20 protein-coding genes are annotated in these 25853 nt (G+C 72.6%); 11 read left to right on the top strand and 9 right to left on the bottom strand.

Annotated elements, in window-relative coordinates; genetic code table 11:
* Genes ACQPXB_RS17755 through ACQPXB_RS17715 form a run of 9 tightly spaced genes read left to right on the top strand, consistent with a single transcriptional unit; the run spans position 1 to position 9429 of the window.
* Positions 1-990 carry an ABC transporter permease gene (locus ACQPXB_RS17755; RefSeq protein ID WP_432853396.1) on the top strand — a complete coding sequence of 330 codons (990 nt, stop codon included), beginning with the start codon at positions 1-3 and terminating at the stop codon, positions 988-990.
* On the top strand, positions 987-1841 hold the full coding sequence (locus ACQPXB_RS17750; protein ID WP_432853393.1) for an ABC transporter permease: 855 nt from the start codon (positions 987-989) through the stop codon (positions 1839-1841). Before ACQPXB_RS17755 ends, ACQPXB_RS17750 begins: the two co-directional genes overlap by 4 nt.
* Entirely contained in the window at positions 1838-2614 is a 777-nt protein-coding gene (locus ACQPXB_RS17745; protein ID WP_432853390.1) for an SDR family NAD(P)-dependent oxidoreductase, read from the top strand. Before ACQPXB_RS17750 ends, ACQPXB_RS17745 begins: the two co-directional genes overlap by 4 nt.
* Entirely contained in the window at positions 2611-3456 is an 846-nt protein-coding gene (locus ACQPXB_RS17740) for a polysaccharide deacetylase family protein (protein ID WP_432853387.1), read from the top strand. Before ACQPXB_RS17745 ends, ACQPXB_RS17740 begins: the two co-directional genes overlap by 4 nt.
* Positions 3449-4402, top strand: a complete 954-nt coding sequence (locus tag ACQPXB_RS17735; RefSeq protein ID WP_366578022.1) for an ABC transporter ATP-binding protein — start codon at positions 3449-3451, stop codon at positions 4400-4402. The genes ACQPXB_RS17740 and ACQPXB_RS17735 overlap by 8 nt, the downstream gene beginning before the upstream one ends.
* Positions 4402-5367, top strand: a complete 966-nt coding sequence (locus ACQPXB_RS17730; protein WP_432853384.1) for an ABC transporter ATP-binding protein — start codon at positions 4402-4404, stop codon at positions 5365-5367. The genes ACQPXB_RS17735 and ACQPXB_RS17730 overlap by 1 nt, the downstream gene beginning before the upstream one ends.
* Positions 5364-7583: a penicillin acylase family protein gene (locus ACQPXB_RS17725; protein ID WP_432853381.1), complete on the top strand. Its 2220-nt coding sequence runs from the start codon at positions 5364-5366 to the stop codon at positions 7581-7583. Before ACQPXB_RS17730 ends, ACQPXB_RS17725 begins: the two co-directional genes overlap by 4 nt.
* Positions 7576-8232, top strand: coding sequence for a GntR family transcriptional regulator (locus tag ACQPXB_RS17720; protein ID WP_366578017.1), 657 nt, complete (start codon positions 7576-7578; stop codon positions 8230-8232). Before ACQPXB_RS17725 ends, ACQPXB_RS17720 begins: the two co-directional genes overlap by 8 nt.
* Positions 8233-8253: 21 nt before the next feature.
* A complete protein-coding gene (locus tag ACQPXB_RS17715; RefSeq protein ID WP_386953386.1) occupies positions 8254-9429 on the top strand; it encodes an acyl-CoA dehydrogenase family protein in 1176 nt (391 codons plus the stop codon).
* A 61-nt stretch (positions 9430-9490) separates the two neighbouring features.
* On the opposite strand, the gene ACQPXB_RS17710 is transcribed toward ACQPXB_RS17715, so the two are convergent.
* The 4 genes from ACQPXB_RS17710 to ACQPXB_RS17695 form a co-directional block, all read right to left on the bottom strand.
* A complete protein-coding gene (locus ACQPXB_RS17710; protein WP_432853376.1) occupies positions 9491-13672 on the bottom strand; it encodes a carboxypeptidase regulatory-like domain-containing protein in 4182 nt (1393 codons plus the stop codon).
* A gap of 28 nt (positions 13673-13700) precedes the next feature.
* Positions 13701-13889 carry a hypothetical protein gene (locus tag ACQPXB_RS17705; protein ID WP_366578011.1) on the bottom strand — a complete coding sequence of 63 codons (189 nt, stop codon included), beginning with the start codon at positions 13887-13889 and terminating at the stop codon, positions 13701-13703.
* Positions 13890-13961: 72 nt separating this feature from the next.
* Positions 13962-16826 (bottom strand): ATP-binding protein, encoded by a 2865-nt coding sequence (locus tag ACQPXB_RS17700; protein WP_432853373.1) that lies wholly within the window; start codon positions 16824-16826, stop codon positions 13962-13964.
* Between the two features lie 180 nt (positions 16827-17006).
* Positions 17007-17867 (bottom strand): NAD(+)/NADH kinase, encoded by an 861-nt coding sequence (locus ACQPXB_RS17695; protein WP_366578007.1) that lies wholly within the window; start codon positions 17865-17867, stop codon positions 17007-17009.
* A 121-nt stretch (positions 17868-17988) separates the two neighbouring features.
* Here ACQPXB_RS17695 and ACQPXB_RS17690 point away from each other — a divergent pair, with 121 nt between their 5' ends.
* A complete protein-coding gene (locus ACQPXB_RS17690) occupies positions 17989-19278 on the top strand; it encodes an FAD-binding protein (protein WP_432853369.1) in 1290 nt (429 codons plus the stop codon).
* A 117-nt stretch (positions 19279-19395) separates the two neighbouring features.
* Positions 19396-20559 (top strand): MFS transporter, encoded by a 1164-nt coding sequence (locus ACQPXB_RS17685; RefSeq protein WP_366578004.1) that lies wholly within the window; start codon positions 19396-19398, stop codon positions 20557-20559.
* A 52-nt stretch (positions 20560-20611) separates the two neighbouring features.
* Here ACQPXB_RS17685 and fgd read toward each other — a convergent pair whose 3' ends face one another.
* The 5 genes from fgd to ACQPXB_RS17660 form a co-directional block, all read right to left on the bottom strand.
* Entirely contained in the window at positions 20612-21610 is a 999-nt protein-coding gene (fgd, locus tag ACQPXB_RS17680; RefSeq protein WP_220239253.1) for a glucose-6-phosphate dehydrogenase (coenzyme-F420), read from the bottom strand.
* 15 nt (positions 21611-21625) lie between these two features.
* Positions 21626-22609, bottom strand: a complete 984-nt coding sequence (locus ACQPXB_RS17675; protein WP_432853365.1) for an LLM class flavin-dependent oxidoreductase — start codon at positions 22607-22609, stop codon at positions 21626-21628.
* A complete protein-coding gene (locus ACQPXB_RS17670; RefSeq protein WP_432853362.1) occupies positions 22606-23997 on the bottom strand; it encodes a dihydroorotase in 1392 nt (463 codons plus the stop codon). The genes ACQPXB_RS17675 and ACQPXB_RS17670 overlap by 4 nt, the downstream gene beginning before the upstream one ends.
* On the bottom strand, positions 23994-24938 hold the full coding sequence (locus ACQPXB_RS17665) for an alpha/beta hydrolase (RefSeq protein WP_366577997.1): 945 nt from the start codon (positions 24936-24938) through the stop codon (positions 23994-23996). Before ACQPXB_RS17665 ends, ACQPXB_RS17670 begins: the two co-directional genes overlap by 4 nt.
* 109 nt (positions 24939-25047) lie before the next feature.
* The gene (locus ACQPXB_RS17660) at positions 25048-25821 is read right to left on the bottom strand and encodes a GntR family transcriptional regulator (RefSeq protein WP_432853358.1); all 774 of its coding nucleotides are present in this window, start codon (positions 25819-25821) and stop codon (positions 25048-25050) included.
* Positions 25822-25853 lie beyond the last annotated feature (32 nt).

Raw genomic sequence — 25853 nt, 5'->3', positions numbered from 1 at the left:
ATGACGGCGATCGCAGTGCCGGCCCGCCGGAGGCGGACGAGGAGCCTGCCGGCGACCCCGCGGTACGTCGCGGGCCGGCTGGGCCAGGCCGTGCTCGCGCTGTTCGGCGTGACCACCATCGTGTTCTTCGCGCTGCGCCTCTCCGGCGACCCGGCGCGGCTGCTCGTGCCCGAGGGCGCCACGGCGGCCGACATCGAGCGGGTGCGCGAGCAGCTCGGCCTCAGCGATTCCCTGTGGCACCAGTACGTTTCGTTCCTCGGCAACGCCGTGCGCGGCGACCTCGGGTACTCCTACGTGCAGAACCGGCCGGCGGCGGCGCTGATCGCCGAGCGGCTGCCCTACACGGCGAACCTCGCGGTGGCCGCGCTGATCCTGTCGGTGGTGTTCGGCGTGGTGATCGGGGTGATCACGGCGCTCAAGCGCGGCCGCTGGCAGGAACGCGTGCTCATGCCGATCGTGCTGGTCGGACAGGCGATGCCCGCGTTCTGGACCGGGCTGCTGCTCGTGCTCGTGTTCTCGGTGGCGCTGCGCTGGCTGCCGTCCACCGGGTACGACGGGCCGCTTTCGTTGCTGCTGCCCGCTGTCACGCTCGCCTCGCTGTCCGCCGCGGCGATCGCCCGCGTGACGCGCGGCGCGGTGCTGGAACAGCTGTCACAGGACTACGTGCGCACCGCGCGGGCCAAGGGCTCGAGCACCACGCGGCTCGTGCTGCGCCACCTCGCGCGCAACAGCGCGATCCCGGTGCTCACCGTCGCGGCGCTGGAGCTGGCCAACCTGCTCGGCGGCGCGGTGGTGACCGAGGTGATCTTCGCGTGGCCGGGCATCGGCCAGCTGACGATCCAGTCGGTGTCGGCGCGCGACTTCCCGGTGGTGCAGGCGATCGTGCTGTTCGCTTCCGCGGTGTACATCGTGATCAACCTGCTCACCGACCTGCTCTACGGCGTGATCGACCGGCGCGTCGCCACCGGTGCCCGAGGAGGTGCGGCGTGAAGCGGCGGGCGATCGTCATTCCCCTGGTCGTACTCGCGATCTACGTGCTGGCCGCGGTGTTCGCGCCGCTGCTGGCCCCGTTCGACCCGGACAAGGTCACGCTCGCGCAGCGGCTGCTGCCCCCGGGCGCGCACCACTGGCTCGGCACCGACGCGCTCGGGCGCGACGTGGCATCCCGCGTCATCTACGGCACCCAGGTCTCGCTGCTCGTCGCGATCGGTGCCGTCGTGGCCGGCGGGGTGGTCGGCGTCGCGCTCGGCGTGCTCGCGGGCTGGCGCGGCGGCTGGCTCGGCGCGGTGATCATGCGGGTGGTCGACATCGTGCTCTCGGTGCCGTTCTTCCTGCTGGCGATCCTCGTGGTCGCGGTGCTCGGGCCGAGCCTGCTCAACGTGGTGGTGTGCCTGGCGCTCGTGCGCTGGCCGCGCTACGCCCGCGTCGCCCATTCCGCGACGCTGCAGGCGCGCGGCCGCGGGTTCGTCCGCGCGGCCACGGCGACGGGCGCGCCCGCGTGGTGGATCGTGCTGCGGCACGTGCTGCCCGAGGTGCTGCCGGTGTCCATTGTGGTCGCCACGCTGGAGCTGGGCCTGATGGTGATCTACGAGGCCTCGCTGTCGTTCCTGGGTCTCGGCGTGCAGCCGCCCACCGCGTCGTGGGGCTCGATCCTGTCCGACGGCCAGCAGTACATCGCTTCGGCGTGGTGGCTGGCGACCTTCCCGGGCATCGCGTTGTTCCTGCTCGTGCTGGCCGTGAACCTGCTGGGTGATGCGGCGCGCGACCGGCTGGACCCGGCGAAACGCGCCGAGCTGCCGCGCCCGCGGCTCCTTCGACGGATGGCGAGGCAGACCGCATGATCCCCGACTACCGAGGCGAGTTCACCGGCAAGCGCGTGGTCATCACGGGCGCGGCCGGGTTGATCGGCACGTGGACGGCCGAGGCCTTCCACGCCGAGGGCGCCGAGTTGGTGTTGTCCGACAACCGGCCCGAGCCGGTGCGGGAGCTGGCGAAGCGGCTGGGCGCCCACGCGGCGGTGGCCGACCTGACCACCGGCGCCGGCGTGGAAGAACTGATCGCGGCGATCGACGACCGCTGGCCGACGGCCGACATCCTCGTCAACAACGCCGGCATCTACCCGCGCACGCCGGTCGCCACCACCGAGCGTGAGACCGTGGAGACGATCTTCGCCGTCAACGTCCTCGCGCCCTACCAGCTCGCGCGGCACGTGATCGCGACGATGGCCGCCACCGGCACGCAGGGCTGCATCGTCAACCTGTCGTCCGGCGCGGCGAAACGCCCGACCCGCACCGGCGGCGTCTACTCCGCGAGCAAAGCGGCGCTGGAGATGCTCACCCGGTCGCTCGCCCTCGAAACGGGTGAGGCCGGGATCCGCGTCAACAGTGTGGGCCCCGGGTTCGCGCCCGGAAGCGAGGTCAGCGAGCTGCCCGACGAGCACGTCGCCAAGATGCGCCGGGCGATCCCGCTCGGGCGCACGTCCGGGCCCGCCGACGCGCCGTCGGCGATCCTCTGGCTGTGCTCCAGCGCCGCGTCGTTCGTCACCGGCACCACCCTCGACGTCGACGGCGGCCGCACCGCCGGCGACTTCACCCCGCCCGGAGGTGCGTCGTGACCTACCCCTGGCCCGGTGGCGCCCGCGCGGCCGTGTGCTTCACGCTCGACTTCGACGGCGAATCGCCCCACCTGTGGCGCACCCGCGAAAACCCGCCCGCCTCCGTCGGTGAGCTGGAGCAGCGGCGCTACGGGCCGCGGCGCGGGATCCGCAACCTGCTGTCCATGATGGACAACCTGCACCTGCGGGCGACGGTCTTCGTGCCCGGCTGGATCGCCGACCGCTACCCGGAGCAGGTGGCCGAGGTCCACGCCCGCGGCCACGAGCTGGCCCTGCACGGCTGGTGCCACGAGGCACCGACCGGCCTGACGCGCGACGAGCTGCGCCGCACGCTGACCCACGCCGCGGACACGCTCACGGCGATCACCGGCGAACGGCCGGTCGGCTACCGCTCCCCCAGCTGGGACATGACCACCGACGTGTTCCCGGTCCTGCACGAGCTCGGCCTGACGTACGACAGTTCGCTGATGGGCGACGACCGTCCGTACCTCGTCGACGACCTCGTGGAGGTCCCCGTCGACTGGGCCACCGACGACGCGCCCTACTACCGCTACGTCGGCGGGGATCCGCGGCCACCCGCGACCACACCCGAAGTGCTGGCCGGCTGGGCCGCGGAGATCGCGGCGGCGAAGAAGCTCGGGTCGCTGTGCATGATCACCGTCCACCCGTGGCTGTCGGGCCGGCCCGCCCGCGTGGCCGCGCTGGAAGCACTGCTCGCCCTCGTCGTCGCCGACGCCGGGCTGGCCACCCCCACCACCGGCGAGCTCGCCGCGCACCACCGCGAGCACGGCACCGGATACGAAGTCCCCCTCGGAGAGTTGGGCAGGCCCGGTCATGACTGAGCTGCTGGAAGTACAGGACCTGAAAGTGTCGTTCGGCGCCGGCCGTGAAGCCGTGCGCGGGGTCGACCTCACCGTCGGCCGCGGCGAAACCCTCGCCGTGGTCGGGGAATCCGGCTGCGGCAAGAGCCTCACGGCGCTGTCGCTGCTCGGCCTCGAACCGGCCGCCGCGCAGGTGACGGGGTCGGCGACACTCGGCGGCACGGAGCTCATCGGCCGCGGCGAACGCGAGCTGCGGCGCCTGCGCGGCACCCGCGCGGCGATGATCTTCCAGGACCCGATGAGCTCGCTGAACCCCACCACCCGCATCGGCACGCAGATCGCCGAGGTGCTGGCCATCCACACGCCGATGCGGCGCTCGGCCCGGCTGCGCCACGCCGTGGAGCTGATGGAGTCGGTCGGCATCACCGACGCCGCGGCGCGGGCGCGGCAGATGCCGCACGAGCTGTCCGGCGGCATGCGCCAGCGCGTGATGATCTCGATCGCGCTGGCCGGCAGCCCCGAGCTGCTCATCGCGGACGAGCCCACGACGGCGCTCGACGTGACCGTGCAGGCCCAGGTCCTCGCGCTGCTGCGGGAACGCACGCGGGACACCGCGCTGCTGTTCATCACGCACGACATGGGTGTGGTCGCGGAGATCGCCGACCGCGTCGCGGTGATGTACGCGGGGAAGGTCGTGGAGACCGGCACCGTGCGCGAAGTCCTCGAAGCCCCGCGCCACCCCTACACCGCGGCGCTGCTGCGCTCGGTGCCCGATCCCGACCGCCCGGCGGCCGGAGAACTGCCCACCATCCCCGGGCAGGTCCCCGCCGTCGGCGCGGTGCTCGAAGGCTGCCCGTTCCGCCCGCGCTGCGACCACGCCGACGACACCTGTGCCACGGCCCCGGCGCTCGTCGACGGCGTCGCGTGCTGGCACCCGGTGTCCTGCGAATCCCAGGAGGTGGCGTGATGACGGATCTCGTGGTCGCGGAAGGACTGGTCAAGCGCTTCGCCGTGCGCGGCGGCACGATGGCCGCCGTCGACGGCGTGAGCCTGCGCGTCGAGCAGGGCACCACGCTAGCGCTCGTCGGCGAGTCCGGCTGCGGGAAGTCGACCACCGGGCGGCTGCTGCTCGCGCTGGAGCGCCCGGACGAGGGCAGCGTGGAGGTCGCCGGGCAGGCCGTGCACTCGATCGGCAAGAAGCAGCTGCGCGAGCTGCGGCGCACGATGCAGCCGGTGTTCCAGGACCCCTACGACTCGCTCAACGGCCGCATGACCGTCGGGCAGATCGTCGCGGAACCCCTGCGCGTGCACCACTTCCGCGGCGATCTCGACGCACGCGTGCGGGAGCTGCTCGAAGCCGTCACGCTCGCGCCGGAGCTCGCGCAGCGCTACCCCCACGAGCTCTCGGGCGGGCAGCGCCAGCGCGTGGCGATCGCGCGGGCCATCGCGCTCGACCCGGAGTTCCTCGTGTGCGACGAGCCGGTGTCCGCGTTGGACGTCTCGGTGCAGGCGCAGGTGGTGAACCTGTTGCGGCGCCTGCAGGACGAGCGCGGGATCACGTACCTGTTCATCAGCCACGACCTCGCGCTGGTGCGCCACCTGGCTCACCGCGTGGCCGTGATGTACCTCGGGCGGATCGTGGAGGAGGGCGAGACCGAGGAGCTGTTCGCCGACCCGCGCCACCCGTACACGCAGCTGCTGCTCGCCGCCGCGCCCCGGCCGCGGGTGCGTGACCACGACCGGCAGGAGCCGGTGGAGCAGCCCGGCGAGGCCACGAGCGCACTGTCGCGATCGGACGGGTGCTCGTTCGCCCCGCGGTGCCCGCTGGCGACGGACCGCTGCCGCACCGAGGATCCCGCGCTGCGGCCGCTCGCGGACTCGCGCGCCGCGGCGTGCCACTACGCCGAGACCGCGCGGGTCGGGGTCGCATGATCACTCGCGACGCGTACGGAATCCCTTCGGTGGTGGCGGAAACCGAGGATCAGGCGTGGTTCGAGCTCGGCCGCGCCGCCGCCGAGGACCGGCTGTGGCAGCTGGAGTACGACCGCCGCCGCGCGGCCGGGCGGTGGGCCGAGGTCGTGGGCGAGCCGGCCGTGGCCGCCGACCGGCTCGCCCGCCGGCTGCGCCTCGCCGACGCCGCCGACCGCGACCTGGCCGCCATGGATCCCGCCACGCTCGCGACGTTCGAGCACTACGCGGCGGGCGTCAACGCCCACGTCGCCGAGCGCGGCACCGGCGTCGAGCACGACCGCGGCGGCATCGGCTGGGAACCGTGGACACCGAGGGATTCGCTGCTGATGTTCAAGATCCGCCACGTGCTGATGGGCGTGTGGCAGTACAAGATCGCCCGCGCAGTGCTGCGTGCGACGGCCGGCGCCGAGGCGGCCGCGAAGCTGGATCCACGGCCGCTGCCGGGCATGCGCGTGACGGTGCCGCCGCTGGGCCGGGTCGGCGACGCCCGCGCGAACCTGTTCGAGCAGGCCCGCGCCGACGTCGAAGCGGCGGCCGAGCACCTCGGGTTCCTCAGCGAGTCCGAGGGCGGGTCCAACGCGTGGGTGCTCGGACCGAGCCGCACCGCCAGCGGGAAACCGTTGCTGGTCAACGACTCCCACCGCGCGCTGGACGTGCCGAACACCTACTGGCAGGCCCACGTGCGCTGCCCGGAGTTCACCGTGTCCGGCGCGACGTTCCCCGGCCTGCCGGGCTTTCCGCACTTCGGCCACAACGGCCGCGTCGGCTGGGCCATCACCAACGCCGCGGCCGACGCGCAGGACCTCTACGTCGAGCACTTCCGCGGCGAGCAGGTGCGCACGGCCGACGGCTGGGCGGAAGCGTCGGTGCGCGACGAGGTCATCCACGTGCGCGACGGCGAGGACCGCGTCGAACGCTGCTGGCTGACCCCGAACGGTCCCGTGGTGCACGGCGACCCCGCGAGCGGGGCGGCCCTGTCACTGCGCTGGACGGCCACCGACGGCGCGTGCGAGCAGTTCGGCGTGCTGCGCCGGATGCTCCTCGCCCCCGACGTGCACACGCTGCTCGACGCGCAGGACGGCTGGGTCGACCCGGTCAACAACCTCCTGGCCGCCGATGGCGACGGACACATCGGTTACCTGCTGCGCGGACAGCTCCCGGCGCGCGACAACCACGCCGCCACGCAGCTGCCGGTCCCCGGCTGGGAGACCACCCACCGCTGGCGCGGCCGCGTGCCGTTCGGCGAGATGCCGCGGACGGAGGACCCGCCGGAAGACCTCATCGTCACGTCGAACAACACGGTCACCGCCGCCACGCACCCGGTCATCTCCCACGCGGTCAACGACTCCTACCGCGCCGAGCGCATCCACGAGCTGGCCGCCGCGGCCGGCCCCGCGACGGCCGAGGACATGCGCGTGTGGCAGGGCGACACGACGTCGGTCGCGGCCCGGCGCTGGGCGGAGCTGCTCGACGGACGCGGACCGTTCACCGGCGACGCCGAGCGGGCCCGCGCCGTGCTCGTGGCCGGCCGCGGGGACCTCGGCCCCGGCGAGACCACCGGGCTCGTGCACGCGTGCTTCCGCCGCGAGGTCGCCGCGCGCGTGCTGGACGCCGAGCTCGGCGCGGACACGCGGGCGTGGCTGATGAAGTGCGGGCTGCCGGGCATGCCCGTGGTGCTGCGCCGTTGGTTCGCGAGCCTGACCTGGCCGCGCGAGGGCACCTGGCCCGCCGAGCGGCTCGGCGACAACCTGCTCGCCGACGCGCTCGCCGCGGCCTGGCGCCGCGTGGCGGAGACGGGCCCGCAGCCTTGGGGCGAGGTCCACCGCACGGCGGCGAAGCACCCGCTGCACCCCGTGGTCGGCGCGGAGTTCGACCCGCCCGCCGTCGGCATCGGCGGGGACAACGAGACGATCCAGAACGGCGCCTACGGCTGGGCCCCGGGCGGGCGGTTCGACATCACCAACCTGTCGGTGTACCGGCAGGTACTCGATCTGGCCGAGCTCGGCGCCGCCGGCTGGGTGATTCCCGGCGGAGCGTCCGGCTCGCCCGGTTCGGCGCACTATTCTGACCAGCTGGTCGCGTGGCAACGGCACGAGCTCGTCCCGATGCACCCACCCGCGACCACGGCAGCCGCAACGGACACAGCCACGAACGAGGAGCCGCGACCCGGTGACTGACCAGCCCCCCGAACCGGCCAGCCTGGTCCGCACCGCGTACCGGGCGATCCGCGAGGCTGTGCTGGACCGGCAGCTGCTGCCCGGCGAGCGGGTGACCGTACGGCCGCTGACCGAGCGCCTCGGCATCTCGCCGACGCCGGTCAAGGCCGCGCTGGCCATCCTCGAACGCGAGGGATTCCTCGTGGCGCGGCAGCATTCGGGGTACTTCGTGGCCGAGCTGACCGTGGCCGACATGCGCGACATCTACGAGCTGCGCTCCGCCGTCGACACGCTCGCCGCGCGCGACATCGCCCGCACGCAGCCGGCCGAGCTGCTCGCCCGGCTGGCCGAGCTCGTCGAGGGCCAGCACGCCGCCCTGGCCGCCGGCGACGTGCCACGCTACGCCGAGCTCGACCGGGAGTTCCACGCCCTGATCTGGCAGGGCTCGGCCAACCGCCGCCTGCTGGCCATCGCCGATCTGCTCGGCGCGCAGCTGCAGCTGGGCCAGAACGTGACGATCACCGTCCCCGGCCGCCCCGAGGCGAGCCTCGACGAGCACGGGGAGATCCTGGACGCGCTGCGCTCCGGCGACACGGCGGCAGCGGAACAGGCGACGCGCCGGCACGTCACCCAGGTCATCCGGGCCTTGGAGTCGGCGCTCCCGTCCTGACGACACACGGAGGTGGAGCACGTGGACTTCGGGTTGACCGAAGACCAGGAAGCACTGCGCCGCGGCGCCCGCGAGCTGGCGGCGAAGTTCCCCGACGAGTACTGGGCCCGCTGCGACGCCGAGGGTGAGTTCCCGTGGGACTTCTACACCGCGTTCGCCGACGCCGGCTGGCTCGGCATCGCGATCCCCGAGCAGTACGGCGGCGGCGGGCTCGGGATCTTCGAAGCCGCGCTGCTGCTGGAAGAAGTCGCCGCGTCCGGCGCCGGGATGAACGGGTGCAGCACCATGCACCTCACGATCTTCGGCCTCAACACCATCGTGAAACACGGCAGCCCCGCGCTGCGTGAGGAGATCCTCCCCCGCGCCGCCGACGGCTCGCTGCACGTCTGCTTCGGTGTCACCGAGCCCGACGCCGGCACCGACACCACGCGCATCCGCACCTTCGCCCGCCGCGACGGCGGTGCCGACGCGGACTACGTGATCAACGGCCGCAAGGTCTGGATCACCAAGGCCGGCCAGTCGCAGAAGATGGTGCTCATCGCGCGCACCACGCCGCTCGAGGAGGTCGAGCGGCCCACCGACGGCATGTCGCTGTTCCTCGTGGACGTCGATCCCGAAGCGATCACGCTGACCGCGATCCCGAAGATGGGCCGCAACGCCGTCAGCTCCTACGAGGTCGCGATCGACGACCTGCGCGTGCCCGCGTCGGCCCGCATCGGCGAGGAGGGCCAGGGCTTCCGCTACCTGCTCGACGGCCTGAACCCCGAACGCATCCTGCTCGCCCACGAAGCCCTCGGCCTCGGCCGCGCCGCCGTGGACCGCGCCGTGGCCTACGCCCGCGAGCGCATCGTGTTCGACCGGCCGATCGGGCAGAACCAGGGCATCGCGTTCCCGCTCGCCGAAGCCCGGACCCGCCTCGACGCCGCCGAGCTCATGGCCCGCAACGCGGCCTGGCGCTACGACCAGGGCCTCTCGTGCGGGCGCGAGGCCAACATGGCCAAGTGGCTCTGCGCCGACGCCGGGTTCCAGGCCGCCGACCGCGCGATGCAGACCCTCGGCGGCATGGGTTACGCGAAGGAGTACCACGTCGAGCGCTACTTCCGCGAAGCCCGCCTGCTGCGGATCGCGCCGGTGAGCCAGGAGATGGTGCTGAACTACGTCTCCACCCACGTGCTCGGGCTGCCCAAGTCGTACTGACACGCGAAAAGCGGTCCCGCCCGGGTGGCTCCCCGGGCGGGACCGCTTTTCGCTGGTGCGCCTAGATCTTGGGCAGAGCCACGTCGTTCACCGTGGCCTGGCCCGCCATCACCTTCACCTGCCGGAACTGCGGCTGGTACCCGTTGGCGGCCACGGTGACCATCAGCGGGTTGTAACCCTTGTCCAGCCACAGCCGGTAGCGGCCCTGCGCGTCGGTCTTGAGGGTGTACGACACCTCGCCGCACACTCCGTTGTGGACCATCGTGCACACCTGCACCGTGGCGTCGGCCACCGGCGCGCCCGACGCGGAGTCGGTGACCGTACCCGAAAGCTCACCCCAGGCCTTGGGAGCCGCGGCCTGCAGCGTGACGGGCAGGGCCGCCACCGCGTAGGGCGAGTCGGTGTCGAGCGCGATCGTCGCCGTGTACTTGCCGGGCTGGGTGACCTTGCCGGAGTCGACGGTCACCGCGACCTTCGCGATGGCGCCGGGTGCGAGGTCCAGCTCGGTGCTGCCTTCGGAGAGCCAGCCGGCGTCGTCGTCACCGCACTGGTCGTAGCCCGGCAGCATCGCCGTGGTGCGCAGCGCCGGCACGAACGAACCGACCTGGTAGAGCGCACACGCCCCGCGTCCGCCGCCGTAGTACTCCTGCGGCAGGTCCGGCAGCGACGACCACCTGTCGCTCACCGGGTCGTACTCGATGGTGTGCGCGGTCTCGCCGGCCTGGGAGACGACCGTGCCGGTGCCGGTCTCGCCACCGGCGAGCTGCAGGCGGCCGTTCGCCCCGCTGTAGGCCATCTGGGAGACCTCGTACGGTGCGTCGGCCACCTTCGTCCACGCGGCGCTGCCCGGCTTGAACACATAGGTCGACTTGATGTTCGTGACGCCACCGAGGTACCCGCCGGCGCACACGATCTCACCGTGGATCCCGGCGCAGGCCGCGTCGCTCTCGGCCTCCGGGTAGTCGGGCAGTGCCGACCAGGCGTTGCGCACCGGGTCGTAGACGAACGCCGTCTTCACCGGGTCCTTGCCGCACACGCTCGCGCAGCCGCCGACCACGTACAGCTTCCCGCCGAGCGTGGCGGCGGTGGCGCCGTAGAGCTTCGCCGGCAGGTCCGCCAGCCGCGACCAGGTGTTCGTCTGCGGGTGGTAGGCGTACGTCGTGGACAGGAGGCCGGGCATCCCGGCCCCGCCGACGACGTACAGCGAACCGTCCAGGAACGCCGCCGCACCACGCATCACCGGCTCCGGCATGTCCGCGATCGGCGACCACGCGGCGGAGACCGGGTCGTACACGTAGCTGCGGGCCGAGGGCGAGAGCATGTGCATGGGCATGCCGCCCGCGCTGTAGATCTTGCCCTGGTAACCGCCGAGCGCGCTTTGGTAGGTGAACTCCGGGACGTTCGCCATCGGCTGCCAGCCGGCCGCCGCCGACGGGTCGACCCCAGTGAACCCGGTGACGTGCTCGCCGAGCGACACGTGCACCGGTGCCGTGCCGGTGTTGGTGAGCTTCACCGTCTGGTTCGCGACCTGGCCCATCGTCTTGCTCACGGTCAGCGCGGTCGAACCGACCGCCAGCTGCCCGGCCTTGAGCTTGACGTCCAGGCGGGCCACGGAGTTCAGGCCGGTCGTCGTCGACAGCGCCGGTGACGAGTACCGCGGCAGGCTCGCCGTGTACTGGTGCGCACCGGTGGTGTCGAACAGCTCGTAGAAACCGTCCGCCAGGGCGGCGTCGTCCGGGGTGGGCGAGCTGACCGCGGAGCGGGCCGCGGCGGCCGAGTCGGCCACCGTGACGTCGTCGAGCGGCCGGCCGTTGTTGGCGTCGGTGACCACGCCCGCGACCAGGCCGCCTTCGCCGGCCGTGCACGAACCGACGACCACGTCGTCCAGCTCCGCGAGCGAGTTCCCGGCACCCTGGAAGTGGAACCGCACGCGCACGGAGTCCTTGCCCGCGGCCTGCGGCAGCGGGATCGACACCTGCGTTTGCACGAGGTCGGTGGTGTGGTGCGCCAGCGGGCTCCACGTGGCACCGCCGTCGAGGGACAGATCGGCGTCGAACGCGCTGTTCCCGTCCGGCACGTACACGCCGCCGAACGACAGCACCGGAGCGTCGTCGCCGGTCAGGTCGAGGACCGGCGAGAGGAACGTGGTGTCCTCCGCCTTGCCGTCGCGGGTGATCGGGCTGGCGAGCGCGTAGTTGCCGCTGCTGATGAAGTTGAACAGCTCGATGCCGTTGTCGAACGTCCAGCCCGTCGAGGCCGGGTCGGCGTTCGTCACGGTCCACCCGTCCTTCGGGGCGGTGCCGAGCCAGCCGTCGAAGTGCGTCAGCGCGGCGTGGCCGTAGCCGAGCGCGGTGCACGCGTTCGGGTCGACGGCGGCGGTGAAGTTCTGCCGCACGCCCGAATCGGCGACGGTCACCTGCTTGTCGATCTGCTGGTAGCCGGGCTGCACCGCGGAGACGTGCAGCTGGTAGGCCGCGCCCTGCGGCAGGTCGACGCTGTACTTGCCGGAGAACGGGTCGGTGTAGATCGCGCCGCCGGGGTAGCCGTCGACGGTGATCTTCGCGTACAGCGGCCAGCCGTGGCCGGAGCCGTCGGTCACGGTGCCCGACACGGCCTGGGTGGCGATCTTCGCGACGGCGTAGTCGGACGTGGCGGCCTGACCGTCCACGATGGACAGTTCGCCGCTGCCGTTCTCGTAGCCGAAGCGGGTGACCGCGAGCTGGTAGGAGTCGGCGGCGACGGCCAGGTGGTAGGCGCCCTGGGCGTCGGTCGTGGCGTGGTAGACGTTGCCGGTGGCCTTGCCGGTGGCGGTCACCGTGGCGCCGGCGACCGGCGTGCCCGCGGTGTCGCGGACGTGGCCGTCGACCGTCCCTTGTGGAGTGTAGGCGAGGGTCGCGACGCCGTGGGGCGAGCCGAGACCGGTGGGGCCGTCCCAGCCCGGGCCGGCGGTGCACAGGACCGTGGCGCACGAACCGTTGGTGCCCTGGGTGACGTCGTAGAGGTCGTTGCCGTGGTTGAAGTAGGCGTAGGTCGCGGGGTTCGTGCCCGGCCGCGGGTCGCCGGCGAGGGCGAACATCGAGGCGATCAGCGGCGACGACAGGCTCGTGCCGCCCACCTGGCCCCAGCCGCCGGACTTGCCGGAGTCGTAGATCGCGAAGCCGCTCGCCGGGTCGGCGACGGCGGAGACGTCGGCGATGGCGCGGTTCGCGCAGCCGGTGGCCAGCTCCTGCTGGTACTCGGGCTTCGGCTCGTACGGGGAGCAGCCGGAGCCGGCGTCGGACCAGGCCTGCTCGCTCCAGCCGCGCGGGTTCGCCGGGTCGCGGTAGAGGTTCGTGCCGCCGGCGGCGACGACGTTGGGGTTGGCGGCGGGCCAGTCCTGCAGGCCGTAGGCGTGGTCACCGGTGGAGGCGACCATCGCGACGCCGGGCACGGTGTAGTGCGAGTCGAGCGTGCCCTCTTCGGGGTCCTCGCCGTCGATGCCGTAGGAGTTCGAGACGAACTTCGCGCCCAGGCGCACGGCGGTGTCGACCCCGACCACGATGTCGTACGGGCTCGTGGAAGCGCCCTCGACGAGCAGGATGTGGCACGCGGGGCAGGCGGCCGAGACGGCGTCGAGGTCGAGCGCGGTCTCCTGCGCCCAGCCGTCGTCGTCGGCCGGGTAGTTCACGCCGCCGTTCTGGTCCACCTTGCGGAAGCAGCCGTTGTCCGTGGTGCACGGCGGGAGGCCGTACTGCGCGCGGTACACGGCGAGGTCGGCCTCGGCGTGGGAGTCGCCGAGCGCGTCGATAATGGCGACGGTCTTGCCCGCGCCGCCGTCGGGGAGGTCGTAGGCGGCCTTGATGTCGGCCGGGCCGAGCGAATCCGGCAGCGGGCCGGCGTTGCTGGTCAGGGGGCGCAGGTCCGTGCCCGCCTTGAACAGCGAGTTGCACGTGACGGTGTGCGGCTTCGGCTTGGCGGGGTTGCAGCCGGTCGGGGCGTAGAGCGCCTTGGGCGCCTTCGCGGCGGTCTTGCCCGTGGCCGTCCGGGTGGCCTTGTCGGCGGCGACGGGCTTCGCGTCGCCGGAGGTGTTGGCGGCGTCGAGCACGGCCTGCCCGGCGGCTGCGGCTTGGGCCGGGGCTTCCGCGGACGTCTGCGGTGGGGTTGTGCCGGGTTGGAGGCCGGGTTGGGTGGTGCCGACGACCAGCGCCAGGCCGGCCAGCACCGGGAGGATGAGCGCCAGCAGGCGCCCCCGGGGGACTCTCAAGGGATGACCTTTCCGTTCGCCCGGGCAGTCACAGGGGTTCGTACCCCGCGGGCAGGTCGCGCCCGCCTTCGTCGGCTGCCCGGTCGGACCGATCGCCGGACGCCGGTGCGGCGTCGGCGCGATCCTCGGTGGTGGGGTGGGGATCGGTTCCCGCGCCGGGCCGGGGTTCCGCGCTGCCGTCCACCGGACAGCCATCGCCGGGTCTCGTCGCGTTCACCGGCGAAGTATCGGGGCGCACACGCTCGGTTCGCGATTGGGCGGATGACCTAATCTCGCGGACCGCGCTTGCTTAGTCCACGCCTTGGTTCAGTCCGCCCGTCGCCGGGGTGATGCCGGCCTGGGTGGCGCTCACGGCCAGCGCCGTGCGCGAGGAGACGCGGTGTTTGCGCATCGCGGAGTTCAGCTGGGCCGCCACGGTTTTCGGGGAGCGGGACAGGGCCTGGGCGATCTCCGGGGTGGTGAGACCGGTCAGCAGGAGGCGCACGACTTCCAGCTCGCGCGGGGACAGCTGGTCGCCGTAGCCGCGACGGCCGCCGCGCCAGACGGGGGGCGCGGGGAGCTGGGCGCGGATCCGGGAGGCGAGGGCGGAGGCGCCCAGGGCGACGCAGTCGGCGAGCACCGATTCCAGCTGCTCCACCGCGGCGGCGCGAGAACCGCCGGCCGGCAGGCACGCTGCTGCGCGCTCGCGGGCGAGCAGGGCGTCGTACGGGCGCGGCAGAGCGGCCCACGCGGCGGCGGCCTCGGCCCACTCGCGCGCGGCGCCGGCGTGGTCGCCCGTGGCCTCGGTGAGCAGCGCCCGGCAGCAGTGGATCGCGCCCGTCCCGCCGGGGTGACCGGCGGCGAACTCGGCCACCAGCGCCGAGGCCTCGGCGACCCGGCCGGCCGCGAGCAGCGCCTCCACCCGCACCGGCGCCAGTTCGGCCGCCCACAGCCAGATCTGCTTGCGCGCCACCACGGCCATCGGTTCCTCGGTGACCGCCAGCGCCCGCTCCGGGCGTCCGGCCGCCAGGTGCAGCCGGGCCAGCGCCGCCGCCGGTTCGAGCGGCATGTCGACAATCCCGCGTTGCCGGGCGGCGTCGAGCACCAGCGTGAGCTTGCGCTCGACCTCGGCCTCGCTGCCGGGCTCGGTGGCCGACTGCAGCAGCGCGCCCACCAACGTCGTGTCCAGCTGGATCAGCGGTTCCTCCGCGAGGTCCGCGAACTCGGCGACCCGGGCGGCCAGCCCGGTCCACGCGCCGGTCAGCCAGTCGAGCCGGATCAGCGTGGCGAGCCCCATGTCGCGCAACCGCTGCAACCCCTGCTGCTCGGCCAGCTCGACGGACCGGGTCAGCTTGGCGCGCGCGTCGGCGTAGCGGCCCCACTGCAGCGCGGCGTCGCCGTAGTTGAGCAGGCCGCGGGTGATCTGCAGCGGGTCGTGGGCGTCGTCCGCGGGCAGGGTGTCCGCGACCGCCCAGCCGGCTTCGTCGCCCATCTCGAGCAACGCCGTCGCGCGGTCGACGGTGAACGACAGCCGCTCGCGCTCCGGCACGGCCGAGCGCACGACGGCGTCGGCGCGGTCGAGCCATTCGCGGTGCGCCTGGAGGGGCCACGACGCTCCGGCGGGCCGGCCGAGCACCGACATCGCCTGCGCCGCGGCGGCCGGGTTGTCCGCCAGATCGGGGATCGCCCTGGCGATTTCGGCGGCACCCTCGGCGTAGTCGCCGGCGTGCATCAGCAACCGGCCCAGCTGGCTGCGGATCTCCGCGCTCTCGCGCCGGTCGAGCACGGCGCTGTCGAGCACCCCGCGCACCGTCCGCACGAGATCGACCCGGCCGAGATAGCCGGTGAACGCGAACAGCGGCGTCTTGCGCGTGAGCCGCGCCACGGCCGTCGGAGGCAGCGCGGGCGAGGCGAGCAGGCCGTGCAGAAAGGACACAGCGGTGTGGTGGTCGCCGGACGCGAGCGCGAGATCCGCCGCGCGTTCCGCGTACTCGCACCACTTCTCCGTCTCGCCGGCTTCGCGGAAGTGGTGCGCCAGCACGGCGACCGGCGCCGGATCCCAAGCGGACAGCGCCTTGCCCGAACGCCGGTGCAGCTCGCGGCGTTCGCGCCCGCCGATGCCGTCGTACACGGCCTTCGCCGCCAGCAGGTGCCGGAAGCCGAGGCGCCCGCGGTCGTCCTCGACGAGCAGCCCGCTGCGCGCCGCCTCGTCGATCGCGATGCCCGCCCGCGTGGCCGGCAGCCCGCAGACCTCGACGACGTCGCGCTCGGCCGCGGGGGTCGCGAGCACCGCGCACGCCCGCAGAACCGCCTGGGCGTCGGTGGTGAGCCGCACGAGCCGTTCGGCCAGCGCGTCGCGGATCGTCGGCGGCACCGCGATCTCGGTGAGCGAACGCCGGATCCACTCGCCGCCCTGGCGGATGAGGTCGGCGCGGTCGCGCAGCAGCCGGACGGACTCCTCGAGCGCGAACGGGATCCCGTCGGTGTGCCGGTGCAGGAACCGCGCGAACGGCTCCGACACGCGCTCGTCGCCCAGCATGGACGAGACCAGCTGCGCGGTCTGCGCCACGTCGAGCGCGCCGAGGGTGATGCGCGGGTAGCGCGAGGAAAGCCGCAGCAGCAGGCTGTCGTCGCCGACCTCGTCGGGCCGGTAGGTGAGCACCAGTCCCGGCCGCGGCTCGTGCCGGGCGGCGAGGAACAGCAGGAACTCCAACGTGGTCTCGTCGGCCCAGTGCACGTCTTCGACCACGAGCACGTCGACGCCGATCCGGTCGAGCAGCTCGGCCAGCGCGCGCAGCAGCCGGTGCCGCGCCGCGCCCGCGTCGGCCAGCGCCTCCGGGGCGGGCGGCAGGTCCCACTCCGGGAACAATGGCCGCAGCGTGCCGGCCAGCGGGCTCAGCCGCAGGCCGGCCACGCCCGGACGCGCCTGGCGCAGCGCGTCGACGATCGGGCCGAGGGTGAGCGCCTCCCGCAGCGGTGGGCAGCGCGCGACGAGGACGCCGGGCTCCGGCAGCAGCTCCCGCACGAGCCGGCTCTTGCCGATGCCCGCCTCGCCCGAGACCAGCACCACGCCCGGCGGCGACGCGAGCGCGGCGGCCAGGCGGGTGAGCTCGTCGTCGCGGCCGATGAGCCGGGGCGTGCCGACCGCGGGGAGATCACGCCCGTCCGCTGCCACGCCTGCCCCCGCTCGCCTCGCCGATCACCGCTGGATTCTCGGCACGTCGGCCCCGCGCGGGCAAGCGATCCGGACCGTGATTCACACTGCTGTCACACGTTTCCGACAAAAACCGACACGACGAGGGCAAGTGGCGCAGGCGGCGTCGGCCGATCGGCGCAACCGTCCGAAGTGGACCGCTCAGGACGAGGGCGCGATCTCCGCGGAGTCGCTGAGCCGCAGCTTGCGCCGCGCCCGCTGGAAGAACGTGGTGCGGCCCAGCCGCACGACGCGGGCCGCGCTCGGGCGGGCGCACAGTTCGATGCACTCGCCGGGCTGCACGTAGCCCTCGACGATCCCGTCGACCTCCACCGCCAGCCGGCCGCTGTTGGGCAGCACCTCGAGCGCCAGCGTGTCGTCGACCGAGAGCACCACGCCGCGGCCGTACGCGGAGTGCGGCGCGGCCGGCGTGACCAGCAGCGCCTCCACGGCGGGGCTCGTGATCGGGCCGCCGGCGGAGAAGCTGTAGGCCGTGGAACCGGTGGGCGTCGCGACGATGACCGCGTCGGCCGCGTAGCTCACGAACTGCTCCTCGTTCACCCGCACCGCGACCAGCGCCGAGCCGTCGCCGGGCACGCGGACCACGGCGACGTCGTTGAACGCCGTCACCGTCCGGCCGCCGATCACCGCGTCGACCGCCAGGCGCGGCTCGACGGTGAACTCGTGCGCGTCGATCATGGACAACGCACCGGGCAGGTCGGGCACGTCGACTTCGGCGAGGAAGCCGAGCTTGCCGAGGTTCACGCCGAGCACCGGGGCGCGCTGCCCGTCGGCCAGGCGCATGGCGCGCAGCATGGTGCCGTCGCCGCCGAGGCTCACCAGCAGGTCGGACTGGGTGGCGAGCTCTTCCGCCGACACCCCCACCGCCTTGCAGTCCAGGCGCACGATCTCCTCGGCGATGCCGAGGATCTTGATGCCGCGGTTCGCGGCCCACCCGAGGACGGCCTCGACCGCCGGGGCGGAGTCCCGCTTGGGGTGCAGGACCAGACCGGCCGAGTGCATGTCAGCGCTCCCGCTGGTCGAGCGGCACCGCGAATCCGGGAAGCACTGGCTGTTCGGGAAGCATGGGCCAAGTCTGCCCGGATCCGACGGCTTTGGCGAGCCCCGCCTAAGCTGGGCGTTCGTGATCGAGAGTGCGCGCGGCGCGGCCGCCAACTGGGCGGGAAACCTCACCTACGGCGCCCGCGAGGTGCTGACCCCGCGGACGCTCGACGAGGCCCGCGAGCTCGTCGCCTCCGCGACGAGGATCAAGGCGCTCGGCAGCCGCCACAGCTTCAACGACGTGGCCGACAGCCCCGGTGGCGTGCAGCTGGATCTTTCCGGTGTGTCCGGTTCGCCGTCGCTGGACGCCCGCGGCGCCACCGTGACCGTGGGCGGTTCGGTCCGCTACGGCGACCTCGTGGCCCAGCTCGACGAAGCCGGCTTCGCCCTGGAGAACCTCGCGTCACTGCCGCACATCACGGTGGCCGGCAGCGTCGCCACCGGTACCCACGGCTCGGGCGAACGCCACCGTGGCCTGGCCGCGGCCGTCTCCGCGCTGGAGCTGCTGACCGCCGACGGCTCACTGCGGACGTTCACCCGGGGCGACGCGGACTTCGCCGGGGTGGTCGTCGGCGTCGGCGCCCTCGGCGTGGTGACCCGGCTGACGCTCGACCTGGTCCCGTCGTTCACCGTGCGCCAGGACGTGTTCGACGACCTGCCGTGGGCCGCCGCCGTCGAGCACTTCGACGAGGTCCAGGCCGCGGGCTACAGCGTCAGCCTGTTCACGAACTGGGCCCGCGACGCCGTCGACCAGGTCTGGCTGAAAAACCGCGGGCCGGCCGAGGCCCCGGGCGCGCTGCCCGCCGACGTCCCTACGTCACTGTTCGGCGCCGCCCCCGCCGACGGTCCCCGCCACCCCGCCCACGCCGCGGGCGTCCCGGCCGGCAACACCACCGCCCAGCTCGGCGCCCCCGGCCCCTGGTACGACCGCCTCCCCCACTTCCGCCTCGGCTTCACCCCGAGCGTCGGCGCCGAGCTGCAGACCGAGTACTTCGTGCCGCGCGCCGCCGCCCCCGCCGCCTTCGAGGCGCTGCGCGGCATCGGCCACCGCATCGCCCCGCTGCTCCTGGTGTCCGAAATCCGCACCATCGCCGGCGACGACCTCTGGCTCAGCCCCTCGTCGGCCCGCGACAGCGTGGCGCTCCACTTCACCTGGCTCCCCCGCCAACCCGAGGTCGAGGCCCTCCTGCCCACCATCGAAGCCACCCTCGCCCCCTTCGCCCCGCGGCCCCACTGGGGCAAGCTCTTCCACGGCGAGGCCCTCGACCTGGCCTATCCGCGGCTGGCGGACTTCCGCGCCCTGGCTGAGCGCCTGGACCCCACCGGGAAGTTCCGCAACCCGTTCCTGGACCGGCACGTCTTCGCCGACTGACGCTCGGCTCGCGCACCCATCACCGGCGTTCTCCTGATCACAGTCGGCAGCCTCAATAGAAGGCGTGTGCAATTATTGCCAGCGACGGTAGTTGTCCACGCTTCAAGAGGAGATCCCATGCCGCTCGCCCTGCTCGCGCTGGCCATCGGCGCGTTCGGCATCGGCACGACGGAGTTCGTGATCGCCGGGTTGCTGCCCGAGGTGGCCGCCGACTTCGGGGTGTCCATCCCGGCCGCGGGGTGGCTGATCACCGGCTACGCGCTGGGGGTGGCGGCCGGGGCGTTGCCCATGACCGCGCTCGGCACGCGGATGCGGCGCAAGCACCTGCTGCTCCTGCTGATGGGGGTGTTCATCGTCGGCAACGCGTTGTCGGCGGTGGCGCCGAGTTACGGCGTGCTGCTGGCCGGCCGGATCGTCGCGGCGTTGACGCACGGGGCCTTCTTCGGGGTCGGCGCGGTGGTGGCCGCGGACCTGGTCAAGCCGGAGAAGAAGGCCAGCGCCATCGCGCTCATGTTCACCGGGCTGACGCTGGCCAACGTGCTCGGCGTGCCGCTGGGCACGTTCATCGGGCAGGGCCTGGGCTGGCGCGCGACGTTCTGGGTCGTCGCCGGCCTCGGCGTGCTGGGGCTGGCCGGAGTGGCCGCGCTCGTGCCGGACACCCCGCGGCCCGAGAACACGAGCATCAAGACGGAGTTCGCCGTGTTCCGCCACGCGCGGGTGTGGCTGGCCGTCGGCACGACAATCCTGGGCTTCGGGGGCGTTTTCGCGAGCTTCACCTACATCGCGCCCATGATGACGGAGGTCGCCGGTCTCCCGAGCGGCGCGGTGAGCTGGCTGCTGGTGCTGTTCGGCGTCGGGCTTGTGCTGGGCAACCTCGTCGGCGGCAAGTTCGCCGACCGCGCCCTGATGCCCACGCTCTACACCGTGCTCGTCGCGCTGGCGGTGGTGCTCGCGGCGTTCGCCTTCACCGCCCACGCGGCCGTGCCCGCGATCGTCACGCTGTTCCTGCTGGGCGGCTTCGGCTTCGCGACGGTGCCGCCGTTGCAGATGCGGATGCTGGCCAGCGCCCAAGCCGCGCCGACCGTCGCGTCCGCCGTGAACATCGGCGCGTTCAACCTCGGCAACGCGCTGGCCGCCTGGCTCGGCGGCGTCGTCATCGCCGCGGGGTACGGCTACGCGTCGACCAACTGGGTCGGCGCCGCCATGACGGCAGCGGCCCTCGCGCTGGCCGTCGTCTCGGGCCGGCTGGACCGGGCCGGCACGAAAGCACTCGTGCACTAACCACAGTGGACACCGCGGGCCCGGCACCCGCGCCGGGCCCGCGGCTTCACCGTCACACCAGCTTGCGCAACCGCGGCAGGATCTCGGTGCCGTAGGCCTTCAGGAACCGCTCCTGGTCCGGCCCGGGGGCGTGGAACACCAGGTGTGTGAAGCCCAGGTCGAGGTACCGCTTGATCGCCGCCACGTGCTCGTCCGGGTCGGACGACACGATGAACCGGCTCGCGGCCCGCTCGATCGGCAGCGCGTCGGCCAGCCGCTGCATCTCGACCGGGTCCTCGACGCCCGTCTTCTCCTCCGGCTTCAACGCCAGCGCGCCCCAGAACCGCGTGTCCTGCAACGCGCGGTCGGCGTCCGCGTCGAACGAGACCTTGACCTCGATCATCATGTCCACGTCGCCGACCGCCCGGCCCGACTGCTCGACACCTTCTCGCACGGCGGGCAGCAACGTGTCCGTGTACAGCGACGGCGCCTTGCCGCTCGTGGTGATGAACCCGTCACCACGCCGGCCCGCGAGCCGCGTGGCCGCCGGGCCGGAGCCCGCGATGTAGAGCGGCACCGGCACCTCCGGGCGGTCGTACACCGTGGCCTTCTCCGTGCGGTAGTGCGCGCCCTCGAAGTCCACGCGCTCCTCCGTCCACAGGCGGCGGATGAGCTCGATCGCCTCCTTCAACCGCGCGAACCGCACCTTCGGCTCCGGCCACTCGATGCCGAGCGGCGCCTCGTTCATCGACTCGCCCGAGCCGATGCCCAGCACCACGCGGCCCGGGAACAGGCACCCGAGCGTGGCGAACGCCTGCGCGACCACCGCCGGGTGGTAGCGGAACGTCGGCGTCAGCACGCTCGTGCCGAGCACCACCCGCTCCGTCGCCGAACCGAGCGCGCCCAGCCACGGCAGCGCGGCCGGCGCGTGGCCGCCGTCGTGGCGCCACGGCTGCAGGTGGTCGCTCACGAACACCGAGTCGAACCCGTTCTCCTCGGCCAGCACGCCGTAGCGCAGCAGCTCCGCCGGCGCGAACTGCTCCGCCGATGCCTTGTACCCGAACCTCACCACTGGACTCGTCCCTTCTCAGACGCCCGCGTTCACCTTGCCGATGATCTCCGACCCGAGCAGCTCGATCTGATCGAACCACCGATCGAACTTGAACCGGAAGTCGAACACCAGGTGCTCCACCCCGGTCGCGGCGAAGCGGTCGATTTCCTCCAGAGCATCCTCCGGTGTCCCGACGATGAGCTGCCCTGAGAGATCCTTCACGGTCTCGAACTTGCCCGACGGCGGCTTCACCGCGAACTTCGCCTTGTTCGCCCAGGCCAGCAGGCCCGGGACGTTCACGTGCTGCACCGCCTCCTCGTACGTGCGCTCGATCGACGTGGGCGGGATCACGGCCACGGTCGGCATCGTGCGCCCGGCCGTCTCCGACAGCTCCCGCATCGTCGTCACGCGCTTGTCCAGCGTCGCCATCGAGATCCGGCCCGGCATCCAGCCGTCGCAGAACTCCACCGCGAGCCGCGCCGAACGCGGGGTGGCGCCGCAATACCAGAACGGTACCCGCCCGCCCAGCGGCTTCGGCTCGATCGTGATGTCGCTGAACGAGAAGTTCGCGTCCGAGTAGGTCACGTCGTTCTCGGTGAACACGCGCTTGAAAATCTCGGCGTTGGAGCGCACGAGCTCCACCCGGTCGCGCTCGCCCCACTCGATGGCCTCGAACTCGTGGTCGAACGTGCCGGCCCCGAACCCGAGGATCACGCGCGGGCCGAACAGCTGCGTCATCGTTCCCGTCATCAGGGCCGTGACCAGCGGGTGCCGGAACGGGATCAGCGAACCCGTGCCCAGCTCGATGCGCTCGGTCACGGCGCCGATGGCCGTGAGCGTGGTCAGCGCGTCGTAGAACGTGCGGTTGGGCTTCTCCATCTCGCCGTGCGGCTCGAACACCAGGTGGTCACGCACCCAGACCGAGTCGAACCCGGCCTTCTCGGCCATGATCGCGCCCTGGAGCACGTTGTCGCGCGAGGCGTGCTCGCCGAAATGCGGGAGCAGCAGTCCGAACTTCATGCGTTCTGCACCTTTCCTGACACCGCCTGCTTGCCGTGCCCGGCCTCGCCGGTCACCTTGCCGTCCGCGAACACCTCGGTGCCGCGCACGTAGGTCTGCTCGATGCCGGCCGTGAGCTGCCGGCCGTCGTACGGGGTCCAGCCGATTTTCGAGAGCACGCCCTCGTTCGTGATCGTCCACGGCGCGTCGAGGTCCGCGATCACGAAGTCCGCGTCGCAGCCCGGGGTCAGCGCGCCCTTCACACCCTGCAGGCCGAACTTCGCGGCCGGCGCGCCGGCGACGAGCTCCACCGCGCGGTCGATCGTGAGCAGGCCCTTGTTCACCGCGTCGAGCGCGAGCGGGTAGAAGTACTGGATGCCCGGCGTGCCCGTGTGGGAGCTCCACATCTGCGTCCAGCCGATCTCCTTCTCCTCGCGCGTGTGCGGCGCGTGGTCGGAGGAGAACATGTCGATCGTGCCGTCGCGCAGGCCTTCCCACACGGCTTCGCGCCCGTCGTCGGGCACCCAGTAGGACAGCGCGTACGGGCCGAGCTTCTCGACATCGTCCCAAGTGGACAGGAACGGAAGCCAGTGGTTGACCTCGCAGGTCACGTCCACGCCGTGCTCCCGGGCCCGCCGCACGGCCTCGACCGACCGGCGCGTCTGGATGTGCGCGAGGTGCACCTTGCAGCCCGACGCCTCGGCCAGGCGCAGCACGACCTCGATGGCGGTGTCCCAGATGACGCCGTTGCGCGCGGCGTAGGCCGACGCGTACCCCTGCGGCGTGTTTTCCCCGCGCGCCAGGTATTCGCCCTCGATGTAGTCCATCAGCGACTGGTCGTGTGGGTGGATGATGAAGCGCTTACCCGTCTTGGCGATGGCGTCCATCATGCGCAGCAGGTCGCCGTGCCCGTGCATGCCGGTGCCGGCCGGGTGCGGGTAGGTGCGGCCGGTGTCCACGACCATGTAGATCTTGTAGGCGTTCACGCCCATCGCGGCCATCGGCGCGATCTCGTCGGGTTGCGTGGCCGCCGGGTTGTGGTTCCAGTCCACGATGGACTTCTCGGCGTAGAGGTCGAACACCTCGCGCAGCGTCTTCGCGGTGGTGGTCGGCGGGTTCAGGTTCGGCATCCCGAAGATCGTGGTGACGCCGCCCGCGGCCGCCTGCAGCGAAGTGGTGTAGATGTCTTCCTTGTGCTCGAACCCGGGCTCACGGGTGTGCACGTGGACGTCGACCATGCCGGGCAGCACCAGCTTCCCGGTGGCGTCGACGGTGCGGCCGACGTCGGCGACCTCGACGGAGCCGGACACGACCCCGACGACCTTGCCCTCGTTCACCAGCAGGTCGCCGTCCACGGCGCCGCCGGGCAGCTGCACCCGGCCGCCACTCACGCGCAGATCGATGCTCATGCCTTCACCTCCACTACGGCCGGGTGTCCGCCCGGCCGGCTCGAACGCACGACCACATCGGCCGGGCGGAGATACTCCTCGAACCACGCGACGATGCGGGGCGTCGTCGCGGTCCAGTACTTGTCGTAGGCGGCGTAATGGCTCGTGTGCCGCTGCATGATCAGTTCCTTCGGCCCGCGCGCGGCCTCGTAGATCCGCTCCGCGTGGTCGGTGGGCGTGGTGGCGTCGTTCTCCACGCCGATCACGAGCAGCGGCGTGTCGAGCGTCGCCGCCGCCTCGGCCGGGCGGTAGGCGATGATCTCCTCCGCCGCGGCCAGGCGCACCTGCTTCGGCACGCGTCCGTCCACATCGGACTTCACGCTCGTGGCCCGGCGCTCCGAGGTCGGCACCATGATCTCTTCACGCGGGTTCACGAGCTTGCCGGCGCCGTGCAGCGTCCGCTCGCGCCGGTCGGCGTCCAGCTCCGCCAGGAAGTCGAGCCACTGGTACTCGCTGCGCATGCGGTGCAGCCAGTCGCCGCCGTCGGCCACGGGCAGCTGGCTCACCGCCGCCCGCACCCGCGGGTCGACGGCCGCGAGCAGCACCGCGTTGCCGCCGCCCGTGCCGCCGCTGCCGAACACCCCGATCGAGTCGGGCAGCACGTCGGGCCGCGCCTCGGCGTAGGTGACGGCGCTGCGCAGGTCGGCCAGCTGCCGCGCCGGCGACAGCAGCTCCGGGTCGCCCTCGGAGTCGCCGAAGCCGCGGTAGTCGAACACCAGCACGGCGAACCCGGCGTCGGTGAGAGCCTGGTGGTAGCGCACGTAGAGCTTCGCGTCCTTCAGGCCCATCCAGCCCGGGCCCTGCACGACGACGCGGTAGGGCCCGTCGCCCTCGTCGGGGGTGCGCCAGAGCCCGCTGATGCGTTCGCCGTCGCTGAACCAGGAGACCTCGTCAGTTCTCATGCCGTTTCCGTTCACTCCTGCCCGCCGGTTTCCGGGCAGGGGGTACCTGCCCGGCGATTCGGCCGGGTTTGCGGACAACGCGGTATTCGATTGAGGGAAAGGGATTCGGTTACGCGGGGAATTCGCTGTCGGGTTCGCGATCGCTTTCGCCGGAAAGGATCCTGGCGACGCCTTCGCTCACTTCGCGGAGGTGATCGTGCAGCGCCGCTTCGGCCTTCTCGACGTCACCGCGCTCGACGTGGTCGACCAGCGTGGTGTGCCGCCCGTGGTGGCTGCGGCTGCCCGACACCCGCCAGCCGAGCAGGTACCGCCCGACACTGCTGCGCAGGTCCTCGATCAGCTCCACCAGCCGCGGGTTGCGCTCGGCGTCGTAGAGCTCCCGGTAGAACCGCACGCGGACGTCGAGGAAGCCTTCGCCCTCCTCCTCGGAGTCGAGCAGCTCCGCGTTGCGGCGCAGGCTCGCGATCCGCTCCGCGGTCATGGTCTTCATCGACTTGCGCAGCGCGTGGGTCTCGAGCAGGTCGCGCAGCTCGTAGATCTCCACGAGCTGCTCGGCCGTCAGCGTCTTGACCACCGCGCCGCGGCGCGGGTGGAACTCCACGAGTCCCTCGGCGTCGAGCCGCAGCAGCGCGGCCCGCACCGGGAGCCGGGACACCCCGATCGCGGTGGCCAGCGCCTCCTGCCGGAGGTGCTCCCCGGGGGCGAACGCCCCGGAGAGCAGCGCCTGGCGCAGGACCTCGTAGACCATGTCGCCGATCGAACGGTAGCCGCTCGACAACCGCGACACGACCTCGTCGAAGCTGGCGCGGCCGGTGATCGCGGACCCCTCCGGGGCGCCGCCTCCCGTACCGCCGCCGGCTCCACCGGACTGACGCTGAGCCATCGTGACCTAGCCTCCCCTCGACCGGCGTGCAC

This window comes from Amycolatopsis sp. CA-161197, from assembly GCF_050942255.1.
GTDB lineage: Bacteria > Actinomycetota > Actinomycetes > Mycobacteriales > Pseudonocardiaceae > Amycolatopsis.
This window is presented reverse-complemented; position numbering and strand designations above follow the sequence as displayed.